This window comes from Bradyrhizobium sp. Ken64 (genome assembly GCF_055807555.1).
In genome coordinates, this window is sequence record NZ_JBVVPA010000018.1 from 78,369 (window position 1) to 101,118 (window position 22,750).

Consider the following 22,750-nt stretch of genomic DNA (forward strand, 5'->3'; position numbering starts at 1 on the left):
CAAAAATGAAGCCGAGCTCTCGCCCGGCTTCGCTTCCGATGGATGCCCGAGCAAGCCCCGCCATGGCGAGGAAGGGCCGGCTCACAACACCCTATTGCTCTCCTTCACCTTCTCCGCGTCCAGATAAACGCTGCTCCCCATCTCCTTGAACTTCGCGCTCATCTTGGCCATGCCGTCCTCGGCGGTCCCGCTCATCGACATGCCCACGCCGTTCGGATCATTCAGTGTCGCGGCATAATCCCGCACGTCCTGCGTGATCTTCATCGAGCAGAATTTTGGGCCGCACATCGAGCAGAAATGGGCGACCTTGTGGGCTTCCTTCGGCAGGGTCTCGTCGTGGAAGTTCTTTGCGGTGTCGGGATCGAGGCCGAGGTTGAACTGGTCGCTCCAGCGGAAGTCGAATCGGGCGCGGGAGAGCGCATCGTCGCGCAGCTGAGCGGCCGGGTGGCCCTTGGCGAGATCGGACGCGTGGGCGGCGATCTTGTAGGTGATGACGCCGACCTTGACGTCGTTGCGATCGGGCAGGCCGAGATGCTCTTTCGGCGTGACGTAGCAGAGCATGGCGCAGCCGAACCAGCCGATCATGGCGGCACCGATGCCCGAGGTGATGTGGTCGTAGCCCGGCGCGATGTCGGTGGTCAGGGGCCCGAGGGTGTAGAACGGCGCCTCGCCGCACTCCTTGAGCTGCTTGTCCATGTTGATCTTGATCTTGTGCATCGGCACGTGGCCGGGGCCTTCGATCATGACCTGGCAGCCCTTGTCCCACGCGATCTTCGTGAGTTCTCCGAGCGTCTCGAGTTCGGCGAACTGCGCGCGGTCGTTGGCATCCGCAATCGAGCCCGGACGCAGGCCGTCGCCGAGCGAGAACGAGACGTCATACTTGCGCATGAGGTCGCAGATCTCGTCGAAATGGGTGTAGAGGAAGCTCTCCTTGTGATGCGCCAGGCACCACTTCGCCATAATGGAACCACCACGAGAAACAATGCCGGTGACGCGGTTGGCGGTGAGATGGATATATTGCAGGCGCACGCCGGCGTGGATGGTGAAATAGTCGACGCCCTGCTCGCACTGCTCGATCAGCGTGTCCTTGTAGAGCTCCCAGGTCAGCTTGACCGGATCGCCGTCGCACTTCTCCAGCGCCTGATAGATCGGAACGGTGCCGATCGGCACCGGCGCGTTGCGCAAAATCCATTCGCGGGTGGTGTGAATGTTGCGCCCCGTCGAGAGGTCCATCACGGTGTCGGCGCCCCAGCGGATCGCCCACACCATCTTCTCGACCTCTTCCTCGACCGATGACGTCACCGCCGAGTTGCCGATATTGGCGTTGATCTTGGTCAGGAAGTTGCGGCCGATGATCATCGGCTCGAGCTCGGCATGGTTGATGTTGCAGGGGATGATGGCGCGGCCGCGGGCGATCTCGCTGCGCACGAACTCCGGGGTGATGAAGGCGGGGACTTCGGCGCCAAAGCTTTCGCCGTCGGCAAGGGCTGCTTCCGCGCGCTCGAGCTGCTGCTTGCGGCCGAGATTTTCGCGCGCCGCGACGTAGATCATCTCCTTGGTGATGACGCCGGCGCGGGCGAATTCGAGCTGCGTGATCTTGTGGCCGTCGAGGCCGCGTAGCGGCTGGTGATAGGCCGAGAAGGCGCGCGCGGCCTTGTCGGTGGAGACGCTGCCATTGTCCTCCGGCTTGATCTGCCGGCCCTGATATTCCTCGACGCCGCCGCGCTCCAGCACCCAGGCCTTGCGGTCGCGCGCGAGACCGGCGTTGACGTCGATGGTCACGCTCGGGTCGGTGTAGGGACCGGAGGTGTCGTACACCGGCAGGTTCGGCTCGCCGGCGCCTTCGGACAGGATGATCTCGCGCAAGGGCACGCGCAGATCAGGCGCGGCGTCGGGCGAGGCGAAGATCTTTCGCGACGAGGGCAGCGGGCCGGTGGTGACGGCGGGGACGGTCTTGTCGGGGTTGGAGCGGATGTTCATGGGATCCTCCTTGATTCAGTTCGTTGGCGTTGCTGCGCGAGAGACAAATCGGCTGTCATCCCCGCGAAAGCGGGGATCCAGTACTCCGAGGCAGTGCGGCCAGAGCCGAGAGGCCGCGGCGTACTGGATCGCCCGGTCAAGCCGGGCGATGACAGAGGTGTGTGGGTGAGGGCGAGGCGCATCACGCCGCCTCCGCGGAGAGGCCGAGCCATTGCCGTACCCGCGCATCCGGGTCGGCGTTCTGGGTGACGTCGCTGACGACGGCGATGGAATCCGCGCCGGCGGCAAAAATCTCCGCGGCGTGCTCGAACTTGATGCCGCCGATCGCGACCAGCGGGATATTGCCGATGCGCTTCTTCCATTCCGTGATCTTTGGAATGCCCTGCGGCTCGAAGCGCATCGATTTGAGCGTGGTGAAGAAGATCGGCCCCAGCGCGACATAATCGGGCTCGGCGGCGAGTGCGGTGTCCAGCTCATCCTCGTCGTGAGTGGAAACGCCGAGCGACAAGCCGGCCTCGCGGATGGCAGCGAGGTCGGCGTCCGCCAAGTCCTCCTGGCCGAGATGCAGATATTTTGCGCCGGCGACGATCGCCGCGCGCCAATAATCGTTGACGACGAGCTTGGCTTGCGTGCCCGCGGTGATCGCCAGCGCATCGGTGACCATCTGCAGCGATTGCGAATCGTCGAGGTCCTTTGCGCGCAGCTGGATGGTGCCGACGCCGAGCCTGGTCAGGCGCTCGACCCAGGCGAGGCTGTCGACGACGGGATAAAAGCGATCAGGATACGGCATGCCAAAAAGGTGTCCCAACGACAGGGGTGGAAGGCGAGGCGAAATCGCGGGCGTTCATCAGCCCGGCCTCATAAGCGGTGCGGCCGGCCTCGATCCCGAGGCGGAAGGCGTTGGCCATCGCGACGGGATCGGCGGCTTTGGCGATGGCCGTGTTGAGCAGCACGGCGTCGTAGCCGAGCTCGAGCGCCTGCGCCGCGTGCGACGGCGCGCCGATACCGGCGTCGACCACCAGCGTGATATCGGGCAGCCGCTCGCGCATCAGCTTGAGCGCATCGCGGTTGGTGATGCCTTTCGCGCTGCCGATCGGCGCGGCCCACGGCATCACCACCTTGCAGCCGGCATCGACCAGGCGGTTTGCGACCGAGAGATCCTCGGTACAATAGGGGAACACTTCAAAGCCGTCCTTGATCAGGATGCTTGCGGCTTCCACAAGTCCGACCACGTCGGGTTGCAGCGTGTCGTTGTCGGCGATGACTTCGAGCTTGATCCAGGATGTGCCAAACAATTCGCGCGCGAGCTTGGCCGTCGTCACCGCCTCGCGCACGCTGCGGCAGCCGGCGGTGTTCGGCAGCACGGTGACGTCGAGCTCGCGGATCAGATTCCAGAACGCATCGCCGGTCTTGCCGCCGGCGGATTCGCGCCGCAGCGACACCGTGACGATGTTCGAGCCCGAGGCGCGGATCGCCGCCTGCATGATCGCAGGCGAGGGATAGAGCGCACTGCCGATGAGGAGGCGGGAGGGGAAGGTCTTGCCGTAGAAATTGACCATCATCAGTGTCTCCGCGATTTGCGGTCTGCTCCCTCGCCCCGCTCTTCGCGGGGAGAGGGTTGGGGTGAGGGGCTGTATCCGCAATGGAGGTGGGAGTCGGACTCGCGGAGAGTCCCCCTCACCCGAAAAAATTCGCGCTCGCGCGAATTTCGACCTCTCCCCGCAAGCGGGGCGAGGTGAAGAAAGGCGACAGCGTCGTTCACATCATCCTCCCTGCCGCGGTGTGATGATCTCGATCTCGTCGCCGGCCTTCAGCGCGGTTTCGGCCCAGCGGCTTTTCGGCACGACGTCGTAGTTGAGCGCGATGGCGAAATGGGTGCCCTCGTAGTCGAGCTCGCTGAGCAGCGCGTCGACGCTGGCGGAATTGATTTCGCGCTGCTCGCCGTTCACCATCACGCGCATTGCATCACCTCATTGTCGATCTGGCCGCGCTCGACAAAGCCAAGCGTCAGCTCGGCCAGAACAGGCGCGATCAGAAAGCCGTGGCGGTAGAGGCCGTTCACGCTGATCGTGTTGCCGCGAATGCCGATGCGCGGCAGATTGTCGGGGAAAGCGGGGCGCAGGCCGGAGCCGAATTCGACGATGCGGGCCTCGCCGAAGGCGGGATGCACGGCGTAGGCGGCGCCCAGCAGCTCCAGCGCGGAGCGCACGCTGACGCCGGTGTCCTCGGCCTCGATCGAGGTCGCGCCCAGCATGAACAGATTGTCCTCGCGCGGGATCACATAGAGCGGCCAGCGCGGATGGATCAGGCGCACCGGGCGCGCGAGCTGCACCTCGGCGGTTTCGATCAGGATCATCTCGCCCTTGACGCCGCGCAAGCCAGGCTGCTCGTCGCGCGCGGCAAGGCCGCGACAGTCGATCACGATGCCCTCCAGGTCTGTGGCGGCGACGTCGCTTTCGAACTTGATGGTGCCGCCGGCCGCAACGATGCGCGCGTGCAGTTTCGGCAGCACGCGGCGCGGCTCGACATGGCCCTCGGTCGGGAAGAACAGCGCGTCGCGGAAGCGGCCTTCGAGCGACGGCTCGAGCTCGGCCAGCGCCGCCGCATCGAGCCGGCGGTGGCCCGCGGTCATCCGGGCAAAGCGCTCGAAATCGTTGCGCTCGCGCGGGTGGGCGACCACCAGCGAACCGTTGAAGGGCGTGTCGGGCAGCTCGCGCCGCCAGATGTCGAGCGAGCGCAGGCCGAGCCTGGAGATGATCGGTTCGGAAACTTCCGCCTCGCAATAGGGCGCGAGCATGCCGCCGGCCCAATGGCTGGTGGCATCGGTCATGTCGGCGTCACCGCGCTCGTGCAGGGTGACGGCATGGCCGGCCTGCGCGAACAGCAAGGCCTGCCAGGCGCCGGCAATGCCCGCGCCGATGATGGATACCGGGGAATCCGGTCGCTTGGTCGTCTGCAACATCCCTGTCCCTTCGCCGGCATGACCCGGATCAGGTTCAAAGGGTCACCGCGGTCCTGGGCGGATTTGCCCATTTAGCGGTATCTCAGCTCCTCCTCGGAGCACCCCTCGGAACGGCTCTAATGTATGCCAGCAGGACTGGGTGGTCAACGCGCTTGGCGGGAACCCACCGCTCTCGTGCCCCGGACGCAGCGCAGTGCGTCGCCTTCTTGGCGACGTGGTGCGCTGCTGAGCCGGGGCCCATTGCTGTGGGAGTAAGTGGGTCCCGGCTCTGCGCAGCAGCGTTGCACGCTGCAGCGCGTCCGGGACACGGAGAGAGCTATCTCGGCGCCTGCGCCCGGGCGTTGCGAACGCGCTGGGCGAGCTTCCGGTGTGGGGCGGTGCCGAATATCGGCTGCGGATTGCCGTTCGGCTCGAGCCAAGGGGCGCCCATATTGGCCTCGCTCATATTGGCGACTTGGACGGCCTCCTGCCGCTGCCGCTTTGCGGCGTAGTAATAGCCGCCGGCGAAATAACGAACGGCGCGGGCGTGATCGCCATTGGCGGCGTGATAGGCGCCGGCGAGATATTTCACGGCATAGGTGAGGTTGGTGTTGGGATCGCGCAGGCCGGCGGCGTCGCCGGTGTAGCCGACCCCGCGGGCCGTCGCGAGCTTGATCTGCATCAGCCCGATGGTGCCGCCATGGCCGACCAGGCCGGGCTGGTAGCGGCTTTCGCGCATGATGACGCGATGCACCAGCGCCTCCGGCACACCGTTGGCGCGCGCATGGGCCGCGACCATCTCGGCGTACTCCGCTTGGCCCGCGAATGCAGCCTGCGGCAACGTCAGTCCGGCCGCGAGCAGCGCGGCGACACGTAAAATTTTCATCAGATATCCCGGAGGTCCTGAGACTGATTGAAGGCCTGCGCCCGGCTGCCGTTTAGGCCCCCGAACGCGGCAATGATGTGACCAAACGCCGCCGTAAATTTTTTCGCGGCGCCGAGCCGCAGTGACGACTCAATGCTGGCGCAGGAGTTCCCTCAGGCGGACAACTCGCGACAGAAGGCCTGTCTATTCGCATGGGCGCACGAAAGCGAGTATGTCACGGCCAGCGAATCGGGAGAGGTGCCATGACAAAATCAACCATGGTCAAGGCCCACAGCGGCGACATGTCAGAACACGATTTGCCCAGAAACAACCCCTGTGCCCAATGCGGCACGCTGATCCCGACGCCCGACTGGACCGAACCGGGCGAAGGGCGCGTCTCCTATCTCTGGACGTGCCACGCCTGCAATTATCGCTTCGAGGCGATTGCGATCTTCGACGAGGCTGCCCTCGAGCACCCGCCGCTCGCGGCCTGAGTTTTGTTCCTTCGGGCATGATTTCGGAAAACCGCTGCACACTTTGCGTTGGCGCGGCCCTTCGGGTCCGGATCATGCCTTAAGCCGAAGCTGCGGCTGTTGCCATGCCGGCAATTGCATCCGCACGATCACGCGCACGGCGATCGTCGGTGAGAACGATGCGCTGCAAAATGTTCCTGGGTGACTTAGGAACAATGCACGCGGCTCCGATACTCGCGCAGCACGCGACGAAATTGCAGCACGCGCGGAACTGGGATTGATCCGAGCTGTTTTCTCCGCACGAGTTTTCTGCTGAAGGAGAGGACAATATGTTGATGAAATCGCTCGCGGCCGGTCTCGCCGGTACCGCACTGCTCGCAACCGTTGCGTTCGCGCAAAATCCGACCGCCACCACCGACAAGGCGCCGGCTGCCGCCGCCTCGACGACGACCACGACCGCGTCGGGACAGTGGCGTACGTCCAAGATGGACGGCATCAAGGTCTATAACGACGCCAACGAGAACATCGGCTCGATCAATGATCTGCTGATGGACAAGAGCGGCAACATCAAGATCGCCGTGATCGGCGTCGGCGGCTTCCTCGGCCTGGGCGAGCATCTGGTCGCGGTGCCCTATGAGAAGCTGAAGTTCGTCAACGAGGCGGTTGCCTACACCGGCGCTGCCGGCAACAACCCGAACAGCGCGGCCAACCGGCCCGCGGCGACCACCACGACGGGTGCCGCAACCGGCACCGACAACAAGCCCGCGACCACGACGACCGCGTCGTCCTCGTCGAAATGGTATCCGGACCACGCCGTGTTCAATGCGAGCAAGGACGAGCTGAAGAACATGCCCGAGTTCAAGTACTCGGAGTAACGCGGCTCTTAACGTCTAACGAAGCGCGCCCGGTTTTTGCCGGGCGCGCTGTCGTGTTTTTTTATCATGCTAGCTGTTGACCCTCACCCTGAGGAGCGCGCCTTTGCGCGCGTCTCGAAGGGCGAGGCCACCGGCCGGGCCTTCATCCTTCGAGACGCGCGAAGACGCGCTCCTCAGGATGAGGAATTGATGCCGGCCCGTTATCTATCCCTAGTTTCCCTTCACCAGCGGGCAGCCGCCCTTGTCGAGCGGGCGGAAGGCCTCGTCGCCGGGCACGGTGGCGATCAGCTTGTAGAGGTCCCACTCGCCCTTGGAATCCTCGGGCTTCTTGACCTCGAACAGATACATGTCGTGGACCATGCGGCCGTCGATGCGGATCTTGCCGTTCTTGGCGAAGAAGTCGTTGACCGGCGTTTTGCGCATCTGCTCCATCACCTTCGGTGCCTCGTCGGACTTGATGGCGTCGATCGCCTTCAGATAATGCATGGTCGCCGAATAGAGCCCCGCCTGGATCATGGTCGGCATGTGGCCGACCTTCTCGTTGAAGCGCCTGGAGAAAGCGCGCGTCTCCTCGTTGGTGTCCCAGTAGAACGCGTCGGTGATGATCAGGCCTTGCGTCGACTTGATGCCGAGCGAATGAACGTCGGTGATTTCCATGAGCAAGGCGATCATCTTCTGGCCGCCCTGCGTCAGGCCGAACTCGGCCGCCTGTTTCAGCGCGTTGGTGGTGTCGCCGCCGGCATTGGCCAGCGCGACCACCTTGGCCTTGGAGGCCTGGGCCTGGAGCAGGAAGGAGGAGAAGTCCGACGAATTGAGCGGGTGTCGGACCTCGCCGAGCACCTTGCCGCCGCTCTCCTTGACGACGTTGGCGGCGTCGCGCTGCAGCGCCATGCCGAAGGCGTAGTCGGCGGTCACGAAGAACCAGGAGTCCTCGCCGCGCTTGACCATCGCCTTGCGGCGACGTTCGACAGCGCATAGGTGTCGTAGGTCCAGTGCACCGTGTTGGGCGAGCAGGCGACGCCCGTGATATCGGATGAGCCGCCGCCGGAATTGATGTTGATCTTGTTCTTCTCGCGCGTCAGCGCCGAGATCGGCAGCGCCACCGACGAGGTCGGCACGTCGAAGATCGCGTCGACCTTGTCGTTGTCGTACCAGTTGCGCGCGATGTTGACGCCGACGTCGGGCTTGTTCTGGTGATCGGCGGAGACCACCTGCACGGGCTTCCCCGCGACCTTCGCGCCGTAATCGGCGACCGCCATTTCGACGGCGGCGAGCGAGCCCTTGCCGGTCGCGTCCGCATAGAGGCTCGACATGTCCGTGAGCACGCCGATCTTGACGACATCGTCGGAAATCTGCGCCCGCGCGGCGCCTGAGGTGGCGGCGAGAGCGAGACCGGCCGCGATCGCGGCGATGAGTTTTTGCATTTTGTTTTTCTCCCTTTGTGTTGCTATTCGGGTTTGTTGCGGGCACGTTCTAGCGACAAACCGACGCGGCAGCAAAGCCCGCGATGCCTGAGGGGGTTGAGAAATAAGCAGGGGTGTTTCCGTCATTCCGGGGCGCGCCCTTAGGCGCGAACCCGGAATCCATTCATCCACCGTCGCTGCGGCACGATGGATTCCGGGCTCGCGCTACGCGCGCCCCGGAATGACGATGAGACAGCTCACGCGCTGCTGCCCTTGAGCCGTTCGTTGCGTCGGCGCAGGCCTTCCAGGGTGGCGAGCAGGATGACCGAGACGGTCGTCAGGATCACCGCCGCTGCCGTGATGGTCGGGCTGATGTTCTCGCGGATGCCGCTGAACATCTCGCGCGGCAGGGTCCGCTGTTCCGGACCTGCCATGAACAGCACGATCACCACTTCGTCGAAGCTGGTCGCGAAGGCGAACAGCGCCCCCGACGCCACGCCGGGCAGGATCAGCGGCAGGATCACCCGGCGGAAGGCATCAAGCGGTGAGGCGCCGAGTGAGGCGGCTGCGCGTGCCAGATTGGTGTCGAAGCTCTGCAGCGTCGCGCCGACCGTGATCACCACGAAGGGCGTCGCCAGAGCGGTGTGAGCCAGGATCAAGCCGAGATAGCTGCCGGTCAATCCGATCGGCGCGAAGAAGAAATACAGGCCGACCGCGGTAATGACGCCGGGCACGACGACCGGCGACAGCACGAAGGCCAGCACGAGCGGCTTGAACCGGCTCTTCCACTGCGCCAGCCCCAGCGCGGCCAGCGTGCCGAGCACCATCGAAAGCAGGGTCGAGGCCACACCGATGATCATGCTGTTCTTCAGCGAATTCATCCAGCGCGGCGAATTGATGAAGTCGTCGTACCAGCGCAGCGAGAGGCCCGGCAGCGGATAGGTGAGGTACGAGCCCGAGCTGAAGGACAGCGGCATGATCGCAAGGATCGGTGCGATCAGGAAGATGAACACCAGCGTGGAGACAATGATCGTCGCGGTCCACGCGATCCGTTGGCTCGGCGTGCGGAGGGAGGAATTGTCGCTCAATTCTTCATCCCTCCCGTCACCTGCTGTCCCTGCACCAGCTTGCCGTAGATGAGCGCGAGCAGAATGGTGGCGAGCAGCAGCACCGCACCTAGTGCCGACGCAAGGCCCCAATTGGCGGTCTCGGTCGTGTAGAGCGCGATGAAGTAGCTGATCATTTGATCGGCGGCGCCACCGACCAGTGCCGGCGTGATGTAGTAGCCGAGCGCCAGGATGAAGACGAGCAGGCTTCCCGCGCCGATGCCGGGCAGCGTCTGAGGCAGGTAGATGCGCAGGAAGGCGGTGAGGGGTGGCGCACCGAGCGAGGCGGCGGCACGCATGTAAGCAGGCGAGATCGCCTTCATGCTGCTGTACAGCGGCAGGATCATGAACGGCAGGAGAACGTGGGTCATGGCCACGCAGACACCGAAGCGGTTGTAGATCAGGCGCAACGGCGCGTCGATGATGCCAAGCCAGAGCAGGCTGTCGTTCACGACGCCTTTGCCCTGCAACAGAACGATCCAGGCGCAGGTGCGGACCAGAAGCGACGTCCAGAAAGGCAGCAGGACGAAGATCATCAGCAGATTCGACCGGCCGGGCGGCAGCGCCGCCAGTAAATAGGCGACTGGAAAGCCCAGGATCAGGCACAGCGCCGTGACACTGAGGCTGATGAGGAAGGTGCGGACGAAAACGTCGCGGTAGATGGCCTGATCCGGCGGGGCTGCGACGATCGTTCCGTCCACGTTCCGCGTCAGGTCGAGCGCCGACAAAAGGTAGAAGCCGGTCACGGGGCCGCTGGCGTCCTTGATCGTGGTCCAGGTGGCGCGTTCGCGCCAGGCCGGATTGATCTTGCCCAGCGTCTCCCTGGCCGTGCCGGGCTCGGGCGCGGTCTTCAGATTGCGTGCCGTGCTGGTCAGGATGGTACGAAAACCGTTCAGCGCGTAGTTCAGCCGCTTGGCCGCAATCGCAATGGCGCCGGAGGCGCGCGCCGCCAGGACGTCGCTTGCCAGCGCAGCGTAAGCCTTCTCGTCCGGCAGGTCCTTGCCGTCCCAGTCGGCGAGAGCAGCCACGGTTTGAGGCAGAACCTGACGCACCTCCCGGTCATCGACCGCGCGCCACAGCATTCCGGCGATCGGGCCCGCGAAGGTGAAGAGCAGAAAGGCGAGAAGCGGCAGAATGAGTGCCAATGCCTTGAGCTGGCGCGCGCGCTCCGCCTGCTTCAAACGGCGCTTGAGCGGCACCTCGGTCCGGGCATCGGCGCCGGTCAGGAGCGAGGCTGTCATGGGATGAGCCTCTTTGACCGGGCATCCCTCGCCATTTCAGTCAGCGCTATCCCACATGGTGTTTTGGAGCGGTCTGAGCGCGCCCCTCGTCCTTCGAGACGACCGCGGAGCCTGTCATCGGGCCGCGCTTTGCGCGGACCCGGTGGCGGTCTCCTCAGGATGAGGCTCATCGACATTGGTGCCTGTCGTGAAATCGCCGCCGCACGCTCCCTCCTCATCCTGAGGAGCCCGCCTAAGGCGGGCATCTCGAAGGATGGCCGCGACGAAACTGCTGCCAATGCGCGCCGCATGCCGGTTCGGCCGTGCGCTATTTCGCTGCCCATTTGTTGAAGCGCTCGGTCAGGCGGTCGATGTTCTCGAGCCAGAAGGCAACGTTGATCTCGACCGCATTCTTGATGTTATCGGGCGCTGTCGGCAGGTCCTTCAGAACAGCAGGCGCGAGCAGGGCGGCTGCGTTCTTGTTCGAGGTGCCATAAGCAATGTTCTCCGACAGTTTCGACTGGTTCTCCGCTTTGCCGACGAAGTCCAGGAACTTGTAGGCCGCGTCCTTGTTCGGGCTGCCTTTCAGGATCACCCAGCTGTCGAGGGTGAACAGCGCTCCGTCCCAGACCATGCCGAAATTCTTCTTCTCGTTCTTGTTCGCTGTGTCGATGCGGCCATTGTAGACCGAGGTCATCGCCACCTCGCCCGAGGCGAGCAATTGCGGCGGCTGAGCGCCGGCCTTCCACCAGACGATGTCGCCCTTGATGGTGTCCAGCTTCTTGAATGCGCGCTCGATGCCTTCGTCGGTCGCCAGCACCTTGTAGACGTCCTTTGGCGCGACGCCGTCGGCCATGAGGGCGATCTCCAGCGTGGTCTTCGGCCCCTGACGAAGGGCGCGCTTGCCCGGGATCTTCTTGGTATCGAAGAAGTCGGCCCAGCCCTTTGGGGCCTCCTTCAGCTTGTCCTTGTCGTAGCCGAGAACGAAGTCGTAGAGGATGGCGCCAACGCCGCAAGCGTTGACTGACGGTGGGATATAGGCTGCCTCGCCGCCGATCTTCGAATAGTCGAGCTTCTCGAACAGGCCTTCCTCGCAGCCGACTGCGAGCTCGTCGCTTTCGACCTGGACCACGTCCCAGGTGGCGGCACCACCCTGCACCTTGGCGCGCAGCACGCCGACGCCGCCGTCCCAAGATTCGTCGTTCATGGGCACACCGGCCGCTTTCTTGAACGGCTCGAAATAGACCTTCTTCTGGGCATCCTGATAGGCGCCGCCCCACGACACGACGGTGAGGTCACGCGCCTGCGCGACCGTGGCCAGCGCCGCGCTGGCGGTGAGTGCCGCGGCGAAACCCAGAACAATCTTGCGCTTCAGCATGGTCTTTGTCCTTCTTCTTCAAGTGACTTGCGTTGAGCTTGGTTGGTGCAGGTCCGCCCGCGTTGGAGCGATGCTGCATGACTGGATCAGACGGGATCGAGGGCCAGGCAGTCCTCCGGGCGGAAGGTGATGAACACGTCATCGCCAGGTGTAAGGCTGCCAGCTCTCAGACTGTCATGCGTCCCCGGCTGAAGCTTGACCATGAACTCCCTGTTGTCGGCGACGTCGAGCACGGCCAACGCGTGGTCGCCGAGATAAATGGTGTTCTGCACCTTGGCTGGCAGTCGGTTCGGTTCGTCGCCGGAGGTGCCGTCCGGGATAATGGCGATCCGCTCCGGCCGCACCGACAGCGAGGTCGATGCGCCCGCGCCTGATACGTTGACCGCTCGTGCGGTCACGGCGCCGCCGCCCGCCAGCGCAACGCGGCAATATTGTTTTTCGAGCGTCTCGACGGTGCCGGACAGCACATTGTTCTCGCCGATGAAATGGGCGACGAAGCTGTTCACCGGATGCTCATACAGCGCGTCGGGCCTGTCGATCTGCTGCACGATGCCGTCGTTGAATACGGCGATGCGGTCCGACATGGTGAGCGCTTCACTTTGATCGTGGGTGACGTAGACGACAGTGATGCCCATCGTCTCGTGCAATTGCTTGATCTCCAGCTGCATCTGCTCCCGCAGGCGCTTGTCCAGGGCGCCCAGGGGCTCGTCCATCAGCACGAGTTGCGGATTGAAAACGAGCGCGCGGGCCAGCGCCACGCGCTGCTGCTGACCGCCGGACAGCTGCCCGGGCCGCCGGTGCGCCAGGGCTTCCATCTTGATCATGCGCAACGCCGCTCCCACGCGCTCCTGCGCTTCGGCCTTGTTCGTGTTGCGGACGGACAGCGGGAAGGCGATATTCTCCGCAATCGTCAAGTGCGGAAACAAGGCATAGTTCTGGAACACCATGCCGATATCGCGCTTGTGTGGCGGTACGTTCTTGATGGGCCGGTCCGCCAGGTAGATCTCGCCATGGGTCGGAACCTCGAAGCCGGCCAGCATCATCAGCGTGGTCGTCTTGCCCGAGCCCGACGGACCAAGCAGCGTGACGAACTCGCCCTTCCTGATGTCGAGATCGAGGTTCTTCACCACGAGGTGCTCGCCATCGTAGGTCTTCTGAATGCCGGAAAAGCGCACCAGTGCCGGCGCAGGCGTGACCATGCCGGCTTCCATGTCGTCCTCGCGTTGTCAGCACCTCGTCCCCGGGGGTGCGAGGAACAGCTTAGCATCCTCCGTCCAGATTGCCAGCGGCGCAAGTGACTGAGCGCACGGAGCCGTCGAGGAAAGGCGCGCTACATCCCGGACAATTTCGTCACGGACACATTCAGCGAGCCGCCGGCTTCCGCGATCACACGCAGCGTCTTGGAATCGAAGGCGATATCGGCGAGAGTCAGGCTGTCGATCTTCGCCTCGACCTTGATGCCGTCCTCGTTCTTCTGGTAGTCGGCGATCGCGGCGGCGATCTTCTCGCGTGCGTTGGCGGCAATCGGCTTCAGATCGACCGTCGCTTTCTGCACCAGCGCCTGCTGCATCTGCGGCACCACCGCGCGCGCCGCGGCACCCAGCAGGCCGAAGGCCGCCTCGGACTCCACCGCGAGCTGGATATCGGCGAGCCGCAGCGTCTGCTGCGCCTGGTCGAGCATCGGCCGGCCCCAGATGTGCACGGTCGCTTCGGCGCCGAGACCGAGCCAGCTCTTCTTCTCCTTGGCGCGCACCAGCAGCGAGATCAGGAGGCGTTCGCCCGACGGGATCACGTTGACGCTCTTGACGGTGACGTCCACGGGACCGGAGCCGTCCTCGGGATAGGTGTGGCCGACCATCTGCGCCGCGATCAGCTTGTTGATCTCGGTGAAGGGGACGTCGATCGGTACGCCGATGTTCACGCCGGTGCCGGTCGGCGGCACGATCGAGATCTTGTCGGGGAACGGGCAGTCGGGCTTGGTCGGCGTCGAGGTGACGCGCGTCTCCGCTTCCAGGCCCAGCAGCAGGGTCACGGCCTGAGCGTCGACGCGCGGCTGCGCCGCGATGGCGCGGATCGGCTTCATCTCCAGCCAGAGTGGCGGCAGCGCGGCCGAGGAGCCCGAGCCTTGCAACGGGATCGAGCGGCAGGCCTTTGCCCATTGCAGCTTCGCGTTCTCCCGCAAGGTCGGATCGTTGCGCATGCGTTCGGAGACGGCGTTGATTTGTTCGCCGACGGTCTTGTCGATCAGCGGCTTCACCTGCGCCGGCACGTTGACCTTGGCGCCCGAGATGTTGAGGTTGGTGTCGCCAAGATTGACCTGGGCGCCGAGATTGGGCTCGAGATGCCAGCTGGCCGCGAGCTTCGGCCGCGAGGTGACGACGACGTTGCCCTTGATCTCGGCGCTGGCGTTCAGGTTCTTGATGTTGACCGCGCCGATCTGTTTCGCAGCATTGCCGCCGAGCACGCTACCGAGCGCCTCGCCGAGCGCACCGGTGGCTTTCGACGACAGCGAGCCCGTCACGTTCAGCTTGCCCGTGAGCGGCGTCGAGATTGTCAGCACGTCCTTGTCGCCGGCAGTCGCCATCGGTCCGCGTACGGCCGACCAGCCGATGTCGGCGTTCTCCAGGATTTGCGAAATCGGGTTCTCGGCCTTGCCGGCGAAATTGCGCGGGGCGGCCTTCTCGGCCTGCTCGCGGATCGCCGACAGCGCGATCGCGACCGGCGCCACCACGATCGAGCTCTTCGCGACCGGCGGCAGCGGCGGCAGTTGCGCCACCGGCGGTGCGGAATTCGTCGCACGCGGCGACAGCCAGTCCATCGCCTTCAGGCTGATGAAAAACGACGCCGCGAGCACCGCGACGGCGATCAGGACAGTTTTCAAGTTCAGCGTCAGTCGCATCAATCCCCCAGGCCGCCCCGGGGCAGAAGTCTACAGGGCAGGCGAGGAGGGCGCTAGAGCTCACCAATGGGGTGGGATTGGGGCGAACATATTAACGGCTGCGAACGCGCCGTTGCCGCGCATTCGTCCTTACGCAGCTAGCTGCGCTTCGGACGGCGTACCGTTCTCACATTGCCGCGATCCCCGCCACCGCAGAAGAAGCGGTCGCCGCCATCGGACTCCAATCCTGACACCATCGTCCCGGCGGGCAGGTCGAGCTGCTCCAGCACCTTGCCCGTATCGGGGTCGATCCGCCTGATGTCGCTGTCCTCGCCTTCCCACGTGCCGTGCCAGAGCTCGCCGTCGACCCAGGTCACGCCGGTGACGAAGCGCTTACTTTCGATGGTGCGGAGAATCTTTCCCGTCTGGGGGTCGACCTGATGGATCTTGCGCTCCCGATACTGCCCGACCCAGAGCGAGCCCTCGGCCCAGGCCAATCCGGAGTCACCACCGCCGCCGGGTGCAGGGATGGTGGCAAGCACCTTGCCGGTCGCCGCGTCAATCTTCTGGATGCGGTCCTCGGCGATCTGGAACAGGTGGCGCCCGTCGAACGCCGTTCCCGCATGCGCGGCGACATCGATGGAGCGGGTGATCTTGCCATCGGCCGGATCGACCGCGTTCAATCTGTCGCCGGACGCGAACCACATTTGGCTGCCGTCGTAGGTGACACCATGCACGGCTTCGACGCCCGCAAAGGGCCCGTATTCCCTGACGATCTCGGCGGCTGAACGTTTCATCTGCTCGGTCCCTGTGGGGTGAATTCCACCTTACGTCTTCATGAGCGGTCCGGGGAGTAACAAGCCTGTCGGGAAACCCGGGACGGGCGGCGTCATCCAGCGCCGCGCCCGTCCGTGTCCGAAGGACTGCACCTTGTTCGATCGCGCCAGCTCTTCGAGGGCCCGTTGCACGGTGCGCGCGCTCGTTCCCAGCGCCAGCGCGAGCGCCGAGCTCGACCAGGGCTCGCCATCGGAGAGGAAGGCGAGCACATTGGCGTGCTTTTCCTCGACGGGTCGTGCCAGCACCAGAACCTGCGGCGTCTTGCGCGGTGTCTTGCGCGGCGTCAGCGCAAAACCTTGCCTGGTCGCGCTGACATCGGCGAGAGGCTTGAGCTTGGTGCGGAGCCGCCCGATTTCAACACGCAGCCGGGCGCGATGCGATTCATCGACGTGCCTTGCCTGAAACGCTCCTGTGATCAACGCCTCCCGCGAGACGTCCGAGGGCCAGGCCTGCGCCAGCATGCGGGCGAGCGCGAACAGCACCGGCCGCCTTCCAAGCGGCACGAGGATGCCTCGCCTGCGAACCGTATGATGGAACGTATCCACCACGAGCGCCTCCGATGTCGCGAGGTCCTCGACCTCTTCGAGCAGTAACGGCCGTTCGTGCCCGCGCGTGACCAGGCGCGCTGCGGGCGTGTCGAGCACGCGGCTCGTGGCTTCGACCTCGGCTGCAAGCGCTGGAATGCCGGCCTGCCGTGCTGCGCTCGCCGCGCGCCCGAGCGCCGCGCGCGCGGCTTTCGTTCTGAGCCGCCGGAGGGCGATGCCGGCGACCACGAGCTCGCGGGCGACCTGCGAAGCCGGGGGCAGCGGAGTGGACTTGATCTCGGCCAGCGTGCGCTCGGCCTCGTCGAGGCGTCCGAGAAGGAGAAGTCGGCGCGCCTCGATGTGACCCGCATGGGCGGCGTTGGCGAGGTCACCGTGGCTTGCGAGCGTCGCCCGCGCCGCCGCGAGCGTCTTCGCCGGCCAGTTCAGGTCGCGCGAGACGAGCGCGATCTCGGCCTCCGCCACCACACATCTGGCGCGCGCGACCGCCTCTCTCGGGCCGAAGGCGCGTGCGGCGCTGCGCAGCAACGTCTTCGCCTTCGCGAGATCGCCGAGCTGCGCCATCGCGATGCCGCGCAGCGCCAGCGAAGGCGCATCGTTGCGCAGCGCAACGCGGTTCAGCGCGCCGAGCGGATCGCCGGCTTGGAGCGCGCGCGCCGCGGCCGTGATCAGCGACTCCATTCAAATCCCGCCACACTTGTTACTCCCACCACGCAACCGTCCGGTGCGAGAGATCGTTGACGGCCGACAATGTGCGGCGAGGGGCGAGCGGTTCCGCATCTTGCATAGCGAGATACGGAACGGCCGCCCGGGAAAAGTTGGAGAGCCATGATGACATCAGCTGACAACGCAGGAAATAACGGACAGGCCGCCATGCAAACACCGCCGGTGGTGTCGCCGCAGGACTGGGAGGCCGCCCGTCAGCAACTGCTCGTGAAGGAAAAGGCGCATACCCGTGCCCGCGACGCCCTGGCCGCCGAGCGCCGGCGCATGCCGTGGATGGAAGTCACCAAAACCTATGCGTTCGAGGGGCCCGGCGGCAAGGTCAGTCTGCACGACCTGTTCCAGGGCCGGCGGCAGCTGATCGTCTATCGCGCCTTCTTCGAGCCGGGTGTGTTCGGCTGGCCGGATCACGCCTGCCGCGGCTGCTCGATGGTGGCCGACCAGGTCGCCGATGTCGCGCATCTGAACGCCCGCGACACCACGCTGGTGTTCGCCTCGCGCGCACCGCAGGCCGATATCGGCAGGCTGAAGCAGCGGATGGGCTGGACCATGCCATGGGTCACCGTCACGGACAGTTTCGATGCGGATTACGGCGTCGACGAATGGCACGGGACGAATGTGTTTTACCGCGACGGGACGCGCATCTTCCGCACCTACTTCGTCAAGAGCCGGGGCGACGAGCAGATGGGCGGTACCTGGAATTATCTCGACATCACGTCGCTGGGACGGCAGGAGGTCTGGGAGGATTCACCGAAGGGCTATCCGCAGACGCCGACCTACAAATGGTGGAACTGGCACGACAGCTATACCGAAGGTGCCGCGCCCGACAAGAAATGGGTCGAGGTGTCGACCGCCGGAGAGAAGGCGCTACGCGAGGCGGGCGGCTGAAGGACGTGACTAGTCCCGTCAACGCAACTGCCGGCGCGAGCCGCAACGGCGTGGTGGCAGCGCGCCACCTCGCCAGATGGTTGGGGCTAGCGGCGACGCCGACCTTCGCGATCATGGCCGTGCTGACGGCCATGCTTGATGGCCCGGCGGACATGCTGTGTGCCGCCGGGCATGGGGCGATGCTGGGCGGGATGGTGCCGATGTATCTCTTGATGAGTGCGTTTCATTCGGCGGCATGGCTGAGGCTGATGGCGGAGGGGCGGGGCGGCGCGCGGTGAGATGAATACGGCTCCGCCTCAGGCGGAGCCGTTACTGCGACCCCGCCGCCTGCAAATAAGCAACAATCCTGCCCGCTTCTTCCGCCGAGACGCCGCCATAGGGCTGCATCTTGTTACCGGATACGACCTCGTCCGGCTTGACCATGAAGCGGGTGAGTTTGTCCTGGTCCCAGACGAAGCCGGCTTCCTTCATCGACGAGGAATAATTGTAGTTCGGCAGCGAGCCGGCCTTGCGTCCGACGATTTTATTGAGGTTGGGGCCCAGACGATTGTCGCCCTCTCTCACCGAGTGGCAGGTGCGGCAGGAATTGTTGAAGGCCTGCTGAGCTGCGTCGTCCCTCGCCGGCTGCTGTGCGCGCGAGGCGGGCGCGGTCGGCAGCAGTGCCACTGCGCCGGCGAACACGCGCAGCCATGTGCCTTGCGGCGTTTGCGGACGTGATTGCATTCGCGCCTCCATCGGGGATCCGCCGCAGCACGCGCGCGCCGGGATGCCGAGGGCAAACGAAAACGGCCCCGGTGGGTTCCGGGGCCGTTTGCGTCACAATGTCCTGTCGCTTACCGCGTCGCGGCGCCGAGATCCGCGCGGCGTTCCGTCATCGGCAGCACGATGACCTTGGTGCCGACGTTGACGCGGGAGTAGAGGTCCGCAACGTCGTCATTGGTCAGGCGGATGCAGCCGGAGGAGACGTGCTTGCCGATGGTGTCGGGGGCGTTGGTGCCGTGGATGCGATAGATGGTGCCGCCGAGATACATGGCGCGGGCGCCGAGCGGATTGCCGGGACCGCCGGCCATGTGGCGCGGCAGATAAGGCTGGCGGGCGATCATCTCCGGCGGCGGGGTCCAATCCGGCCACTCCGCCTTCTTGGTCACCGACTGGGTGCCGGACCAGGTGAAGCCGTCGCGGCCGACGCCGATGCCGTAGCGGATCGCCTGGCCGTTGCCGAGCACCAGATAGAGATAGGTGTTGGGCGTATCGATGATGATGGTGCCGGGCGCCTCACGCGTCGCGTAGGAGACGGTCTGGCGACGGAAGCGGGCCGGCGTTTCGACAGCGTCCTGATCTTCGGACGGCGCGGCCTGATAGGGCGCGGCTTGATAGGGCTGGTACGGCTGCGGCGCTGCGATCGGCGGCAGCGGCTGGAAGAAGGGGAAGAGCTGCACAGGCGCGGCCCTGGCCGGGCCGGCGAACGCGATCGCGGTGACAGCCACTGCGCCAAACGCAACGGCGCGCGAATAAGTCCTCAACGTCTCCAGATTGATCATTGGTCGCCCCTGTCTGCGCGGTGTTTCTTGGTCACCCCGGCACCGTTTCGGTGCTCTGTTGCGTAAATCACTAACGGAAAGAAGTTTCGGGACGTTTGCGCGGAAAACCGAAAACGGCTTCATGGCGGCAAGGATTGTTTCATGACGGTTTCGTGGCTGCGCAGACCCGTTAACGAACAAAACAGCGGGCCGACACTTCCATGACGTCACACGCCTGAAATATCCGTGGTTGATGGTCCAAAGCCGAGAATCATAAAAATCTCGGGATTTCCCCATGCGGGTATTAATCGCGACTGACGCCTGGCATCCGCAGGTCAACGGTGTGGTCCGGACGCTGACCTCACTGGCTGGCGCTGCCAAGGCATTGGATGTCGAGATCGACTTCCTGACGCCGGACGGCTTTCGTTCGTGGCCGTTGCCGACCTATCCGGGGCTGCGCATTGCGCTGCCGAGCGGCAAGGAGATTGCGCGGCGGATCGAGAAGGCGGCGCCGGAGGCGCTGCACATCGCGACCGAAGGGCCGATCGGCTGGGCGGCGCGGGCTTATTGCCGTCGCAACCGGCTCGCCTTCACCACCTCCTACACCACGCGCTTTCCCGAATACGTCTCGGTGCGGACCGGCATTCCGGCGAGCGTCGGCTATGCCGTGCTGCGCCACTTCCATGATGCCGCCGCCATGACCATGGTGGCGACGCCCTCGCTGCGGCAGGAGCTCTCCGAGCGCGGCTTCAAGCGGCTCGGCTTCTGGACCCGCGGCGTCAACACCGAGCTGTTCCATCCCGACTCTCCGGCCAAGCTCGATCTGCCCGGGCCGATCTTCATGACGATGGGCCGCGTTGCGGTGGAGAAGAATCTCGAAGCGTTCCTCTCGCTCGACCTGCCCGGCACCAAGATCGTCATCGGCGACGGACCGCAGAAGGCTGCGCTCGAAAAGAAATATCCGGACGTTGTGTTTCTCGGCGAGAAGAAGGGTGCGGATCTCACCGCGCATCTCGCCGCCGCCGACGTGTTCGTGTTTCCGAGCCTGACCGACACGTTCGGCGTGGTGCAGCTCGAAGCGCTCGCCTGCGGCACGCCGGTTGCGGCGTTTCCGGTAACGGGTCCGAAGGACGTCATCGCCGATCATCCGATCGGCGCGATCGACAACGATCTGCGCGCCGCGTGCCTGCGCGCGCTCACCATGTCGCGCGAAACCTGCCGCAATTTCGCGCTGGAGCGTTCCTGGGAAAACAGCGCGCGCCAGTTCGTCGGCAACCTCACCTCACTTCAGCCCAGCCGCGCCTTGCGCGCCTCGCCTCGCATGGCGCGGCGGCCGGTGCGCGGTTGACCCCAACGTTTCGAACCACAGCGAGAACCTCATCGATGGCTAAGATCATGAACCTTGACGGCACCCAGCAGCTCGACCTCACCCGTGGTACTGTCGAGCAGGCCTATGATCGCTGGGCGCCGGTCTACGACCTCGTGTTCGGAGGCGTGTTCGCCAAGGGCCGGCAGGCCGCGATCGCCGCCACCAACAAGATCGGCGGCCGGGTGCTCGAGGTCGGCGTCGGCACCGGCATCTCGCTGCCGCTCTACGCGCCGCATCTGCGCATCTTCGGCACCGACATCTCGGAGGCGATGCTCGACAAGGCGCGCCAGCGCGTCGCTGAGGGCAAACTGAACAACGTCGAAGGCCTCGCGGTGATGGACGCCGAGAAGCTCGAATTCCCCGATAGCTCCTTCGACGTCGTGATGGCGCAATACGTCGTCACCGCCGTGCCGAATCCGGAAGTCGCGCTGGACGAATTCGCCCGCGTGCTGCGCCCGGGCGGCGAGCTGATCATCCTGACGCGCGTCAGCGCCGATACCGGCATGCGCCGCTTCATCGAGCAGAAGCTGCAGCCGGTGGTGCGTCCGCTCGGCTTCCGCACCGCCGAGTTCGCCTGGTCGCGCTATGCCAAATGGCTGGCGGGTGCCGCCGGCATCGAGCTCGCCGAGCGCCGCCTGATTCCGCCGCTCGGTCATTTCTCGCTGGTGCGCTTCCGCAAGATCGACGTCGCCAAGGCGGCTTGAAGAAGGCGGCTTGACTGTTTCTCCTCATGGTGAGGAGGCGCGCAAGCGCCGTCTCGAACCATAGAGGCCCGGCCGTCACCAGGCGGGCCTCGCCCATCGAGACGCTTGCTTCGCAAGCTCCTCAGGACGAGGGGATAGAGCGTAACCCGTGCGTCACCGCGTCGCTGCACATCGTCACATGACAAAATGATGATGTCACACGGCCTACATCGAATCTCTGTAAATCCTGAACCCGAAAGCATTTGGGGGAGAGCATGATCAAGAACTATCTCGAGCAGCTGCGGATCCAGCGCTGGGACGACCATCGCTACTATCACCACAGCCGCATCAATCAGGCCCTGCACTTCGTCAGTGCGCTGAGCTTCCTGTTCGCCTATGTCTGGCTGTTCATCGATCCCATGGTATCGGCGCTGGTCGGCTGGCTGGTCTCGATGACCTCGCGCCAGGCCGGTCATTTCTTCTTCGAGCCGCACGGCTACGACCAGATCAACCAGGCGACGCACGAGCACAAGGAAGAGATCAAGGTCGGTTACAATCTTCAGCGCAAGGTGGTGCTGATGTCGATCTGGGCGCTGTCGCCGCTGGTGCTCGTCGTCGATCCCACGCTGTTCGGGCTGTTCACGCCCTGGGCGGGCGCGACCGACTTCATGCGGCAGGTCGCCAAGATCTGGCTCGTGGTCGGCGGCGGTGGCCTCCTGTTCCGCACGGTGCACCTGTTCTTCATCCGCGACGTCGAGACCGGCCTCGTCTGGATGACGAAGATACTGACCGATCCCTTCCACGATTTGATGCTCTACCGCAACGCGCCGCTGGCGCTGATGCGTGGTGAGCTGATGGATCCCGGCCTGCACCTCAACCCCGAGCACACGCTGGGCCTGATCGGCGAGCCCACGCTCGAAGAGCAGCACGCCTGAACGCGCCGTTCTCACCAAGTCCTCCGATGTCTGATGGTTGCGTCATGCCCGGGCTCGTCCCGCCTGCGCGGCCGAAGCCGCTTCGGCGAGGCGAAGGCCCGGGCATCCACGTGTTGGAGCTCTCGCGCAGAAGC

22 protein-coding genes, 1 pseudogene and 1 riboswitch are annotated in these 22,750 nt (G+C 64.9%); of the genes and pseudogenes, 7 read left to right on the forward strand and 16 right to left on the reverse strand.

Going from position 1 to position 22,750, the window contains the following annotated elements:
* Nucleotides 1–81: 81 nt before the first annotated feature.
* The 6 genes from thiC to AC0L2F_RS26470 all read right to left on the reverse strand — a co-directional run bounded on the left by thiC (nt 82) and on the right by AC0L2F_RS26470 (nt 5,807).
* Nucleotides 82–1,980 (reverse strand): phosphomethylpyrimidine synthase ThiC, encoded by a 1,899-nt coding sequence (thiC, locus tag AC0L2F_RS26445; protein WP_473250397.1) that lies wholly within the window; start codon nt 1,978–1,980, stop codon nt 82–84.
* A gap of 181 nt (nt 1,981–2,161) precedes the next feature.
* The gene (locus AC0L2F_RS26450) at nt 2,162–2,770 is read right to left on the reverse strand and encodes a thiamine phosphate synthase (protein WP_473250399.1); all 609 of its coding nucleotides are present in this window, start codon (nt 2,768–2,770) and stop codon (nt 2,162–2,164) included.
* Entirely contained in the window at nt 2,757–3,539 is a 783-nt protein-coding gene (locus AC0L2F_RS26455) for a thiazole synthase (protein WP_473250454.1), read from the reverse strand. Before AC0L2F_RS26455 ends, AC0L2F_RS26450 begins: the two co-directional genes overlap by 14 nt.
* A 204-nt stretch (nt 3,540–3,743) precedes the next feature.
* Complete coding sequence (thiS, locus tag AC0L2F_RS26460; RefSeq protein WP_063995188.1) at nt 3,744–3,941, reverse strand: sulfur carrier protein ThiS; 198 nt, start codon at nt 3,939–3,941, stop codon at nt 3,744–3,746.
* On the reverse strand, nt 3,932–4,942 hold the full coding sequence (locus AC0L2F_RS26465) for an FAD-dependent oxidoreductase (protein WP_473250400.1): 1,011 nt from the start codon (nt 4,940–4,942) through the stop codon (nt 3,932–3,934). Before AC0L2F_RS26465 ends, thiS begins: the two co-directional genes overlap by 10 nt.
* Nucleotides 4,930–5,058: riboswitch (TPP riboswitch) on the reverse strand. (Overlaps the previous gene by 13 nt.)
* Nucleotides 5,059–5,258: 200 nt before the next feature.
* Nucleotides 5,259–5,807 carry a transglycosylase SLT domain-containing protein gene (locus tag AC0L2F_RS26470; protein ID WP_473250401.1) on the reverse strand — a complete coding sequence of 183 codons (549 nt, stop codon included), beginning with the start codon at nt 5,805–5,807 and terminating at the stop codon, nt 5,259–5,261.
* A gap of 242 nt (nt 5,808–6,049) precedes the next feature.
* Between AC0L2F_RS26470 and AC0L2F_RS26475 the strand changes: the two genes are divergently transcribed.
* On the forward strand, nt 6,050–6,280 hold the full coding sequence (locus AC0L2F_RS26475) for a hypothetical protein (protein WP_473250402.1): 231 nt from the start codon (nt 6,050–6,052) through the stop codon (nt 6,278–6,280).
* Nucleotides 6,281–6,588: 308 nt separating this feature from the next.
* Complete coding sequence (locus AC0L2F_RS26480; protein ID WP_473250404.1) at nt 6,589–7,134, forward strand: PRC-barrel domain-containing protein; 546 nt, start codon at nt 6,589–6,591, stop codon at nt 7,132–7,134.
* A 210-nt stretch (nt 7,135–7,344) separates the two neighbouring features.
* Here the strand turns inward: AC0L2F_RS26480 and AC0L2F_RS26485 are convergent.
* From AC0L2F_RS26485 to AC0L2F_RS26520, 8 genes and pseudogenes are all read right to left on the reverse strand, one after another.
* Nucleotides 7,345–8,558: pseudogene (locus AC0L2F_RS26485) on the reverse strand (ABC transporter substrate-binding protein).
* A 236-nt stretch (nt 8,559–8,794) separates the two neighbouring features.
* Nucleotides 8,795–9,625: an ABC transporter permease gene (locus AC0L2F_RS26490; protein ID WP_007613647.1), complete on the reverse strand. Its 831-nt coding sequence runs from the start codon at nt 9,623–9,625 to the stop codon at nt 8,795–8,797.
* A complete protein-coding gene (locus AC0L2F_RS26495) occupies nt 9,622–10,884 on the reverse strand; it encodes an ABC transporter permease (RefSeq protein ID WP_473250405.1) in 1,263 nt (420 codons plus the stop codon). The genes AC0L2F_RS26490 and AC0L2F_RS26495 overlap by 4 nt, the downstream gene beginning before the upstream one ends.
* Nucleotides 10,885–11,191: 307 nt before the next feature.
* Nucleotides 11,192–12,241 carry an ABC transporter substrate-binding protein gene (locus AC0L2F_RS26500; RefSeq protein WP_473250406.1) on the reverse strand — a complete coding sequence of 350 codons (1,050 nt, stop codon included), beginning with the start codon at nt 12,239–12,241 and terminating at the stop codon, nt 11,192–11,194.
* A gap of 86 nt (nt 12,242–12,327) precedes the next feature.
* The gene (locus AC0L2F_RS26505) at nt 12,328–13,452 is read right to left on the reverse strand and encodes an ABC transporter ATP-binding protein (RefSeq protein ID WP_063995196.1); all 1,125 of its coding nucleotides are present in this window, start codon (nt 13,450–13,452) and stop codon (nt 12,328–12,330) included.
* A 119-nt stretch (nt 13,453–13,571) separates the two neighbouring features.
* A complete protein-coding gene (locus AC0L2F_RS26510; protein ID WP_063995197.1) occupies nt 13,572–15,140 on the reverse strand; it encodes a DUF4403 family protein in 1,569 nt (522 codons plus the stop codon).
* A 137-nt stretch (nt 15,141–15,277) separates the two neighbouring features.
* Nucleotides 15,278–15,916 carry a Vgb family protein gene (locus AC0L2F_RS26515; protein WP_473250407.1) on the reverse strand — a complete coding sequence of 213 codons (639 nt, stop codon included), beginning with the start codon at nt 15,914–15,916 and terminating at the stop codon, nt 15,278–15,280.
* A gap of 30 nt (nt 15,917–15,946) precedes the next feature.
* Nucleotides 15,947–17,179, reverse strand: a complete 1,233-nt coding sequence (locus AC0L2F_RS26520) for a helix-turn-helix domain-containing protein (protein WP_473250408.1) — start codon at nt 17,177–17,179, stop codon at nt 15,947–15,949.
* A gap of 147 nt (nt 17,180–17,326) precedes the next feature.
* Here AC0L2F_RS26520 and AC0L2F_RS26525 point away from each other — a divergent pair, with 147 nt between their 5' ends.
* Both AC0L2F_RS26525 and AC0L2F_RS26530 read left to right on the forward strand, forming a co-directional pair.
* Entirely contained in the window at nt 17,327–18,109 is a 783-nt protein-coding gene (locus tag AC0L2F_RS26525) for a DUF899 domain-containing protein (protein ID WP_473250409.1), read from the forward strand.
* A gap of 5 nt (nt 18,110–18,114) precedes the next feature.
* Nucleotides 18,115–18,387 carry a hypothetical protein gene (locus AC0L2F_RS26530; RefSeq protein ID WP_473250410.1) on the forward strand — a complete coding sequence of 91 codons (273 nt, stop codon included), beginning with the start codon at nt 18,115–18,117 and terminating at the stop codon, nt 18,385–18,387.
* Nucleotides 18,388–18,418: 31 nt separating this feature from the next.
* On the opposite strand, the gene AC0L2F_RS26535 is transcribed toward AC0L2F_RS26530, so the two are convergent.
* Nucleotides 18,419–18,832 carry a c-type cytochrome gene (locus tag AC0L2F_RS26535; protein WP_473250411.1) on the reverse strand — a complete coding sequence of 138 codons (414 nt, stop codon included), beginning with the start codon at nt 18,830–18,832 and terminating at the stop codon, nt 18,419–18,421.
* 110 nt (nt 18,833–18,942) lie between these two features.
* On the reverse strand, nt 18,943–19,650 hold the full coding sequence (locus tag AC0L2F_RS26540; protein WP_473250412.1) for a L,D-transpeptidase: 708 nt from the start codon (nt 19,648–19,650) through the stop codon (nt 18,943–18,945).
* 274 nt (nt 19,651–19,924) lie between these two features.
* On the opposite strand from AC0L2F_RS26540, the gene AC0L2F_RS26545 reads away from it, so the two are divergent.
* The 3 genes from AC0L2F_RS26545 (at nt 19,925) to AC0L2F_RS26555 (ending at nt 22,616) form a co-directional block, all read left to right on the forward strand.
* Entirely contained in the window at nt 19,925–20,977 is a 1,053-nt protein-coding gene (locus tag AC0L2F_RS26545) for a glycosyltransferase family 4 protein (protein ID WP_473250413.1), read from the forward strand.
* A 35-nt stretch (nt 20,978–21,012) separates the two neighbouring features.
* Entirely contained in the window at nt 21,013–21,702 is a 690-nt protein-coding gene (locus AC0L2F_RS26550) for a class I SAM-dependent methyltransferase (RefSeq protein WP_007613627.1), read from the forward strand.
* A gap of 254 nt (nt 21,703–21,956) precedes the next feature.
* The gene (locus AC0L2F_RS26555; protein WP_007613626.1) at nt 21,957–22,616 is read left to right on the forward strand and encodes a hypothetical protein; all 660 of its coding nucleotides are present in this window, start codon (nt 21,957–21,959) and stop codon (nt 22,614–22,616) included.
* Nucleotides 22,617–22,750: the final 134 nt, after the last annotated feature.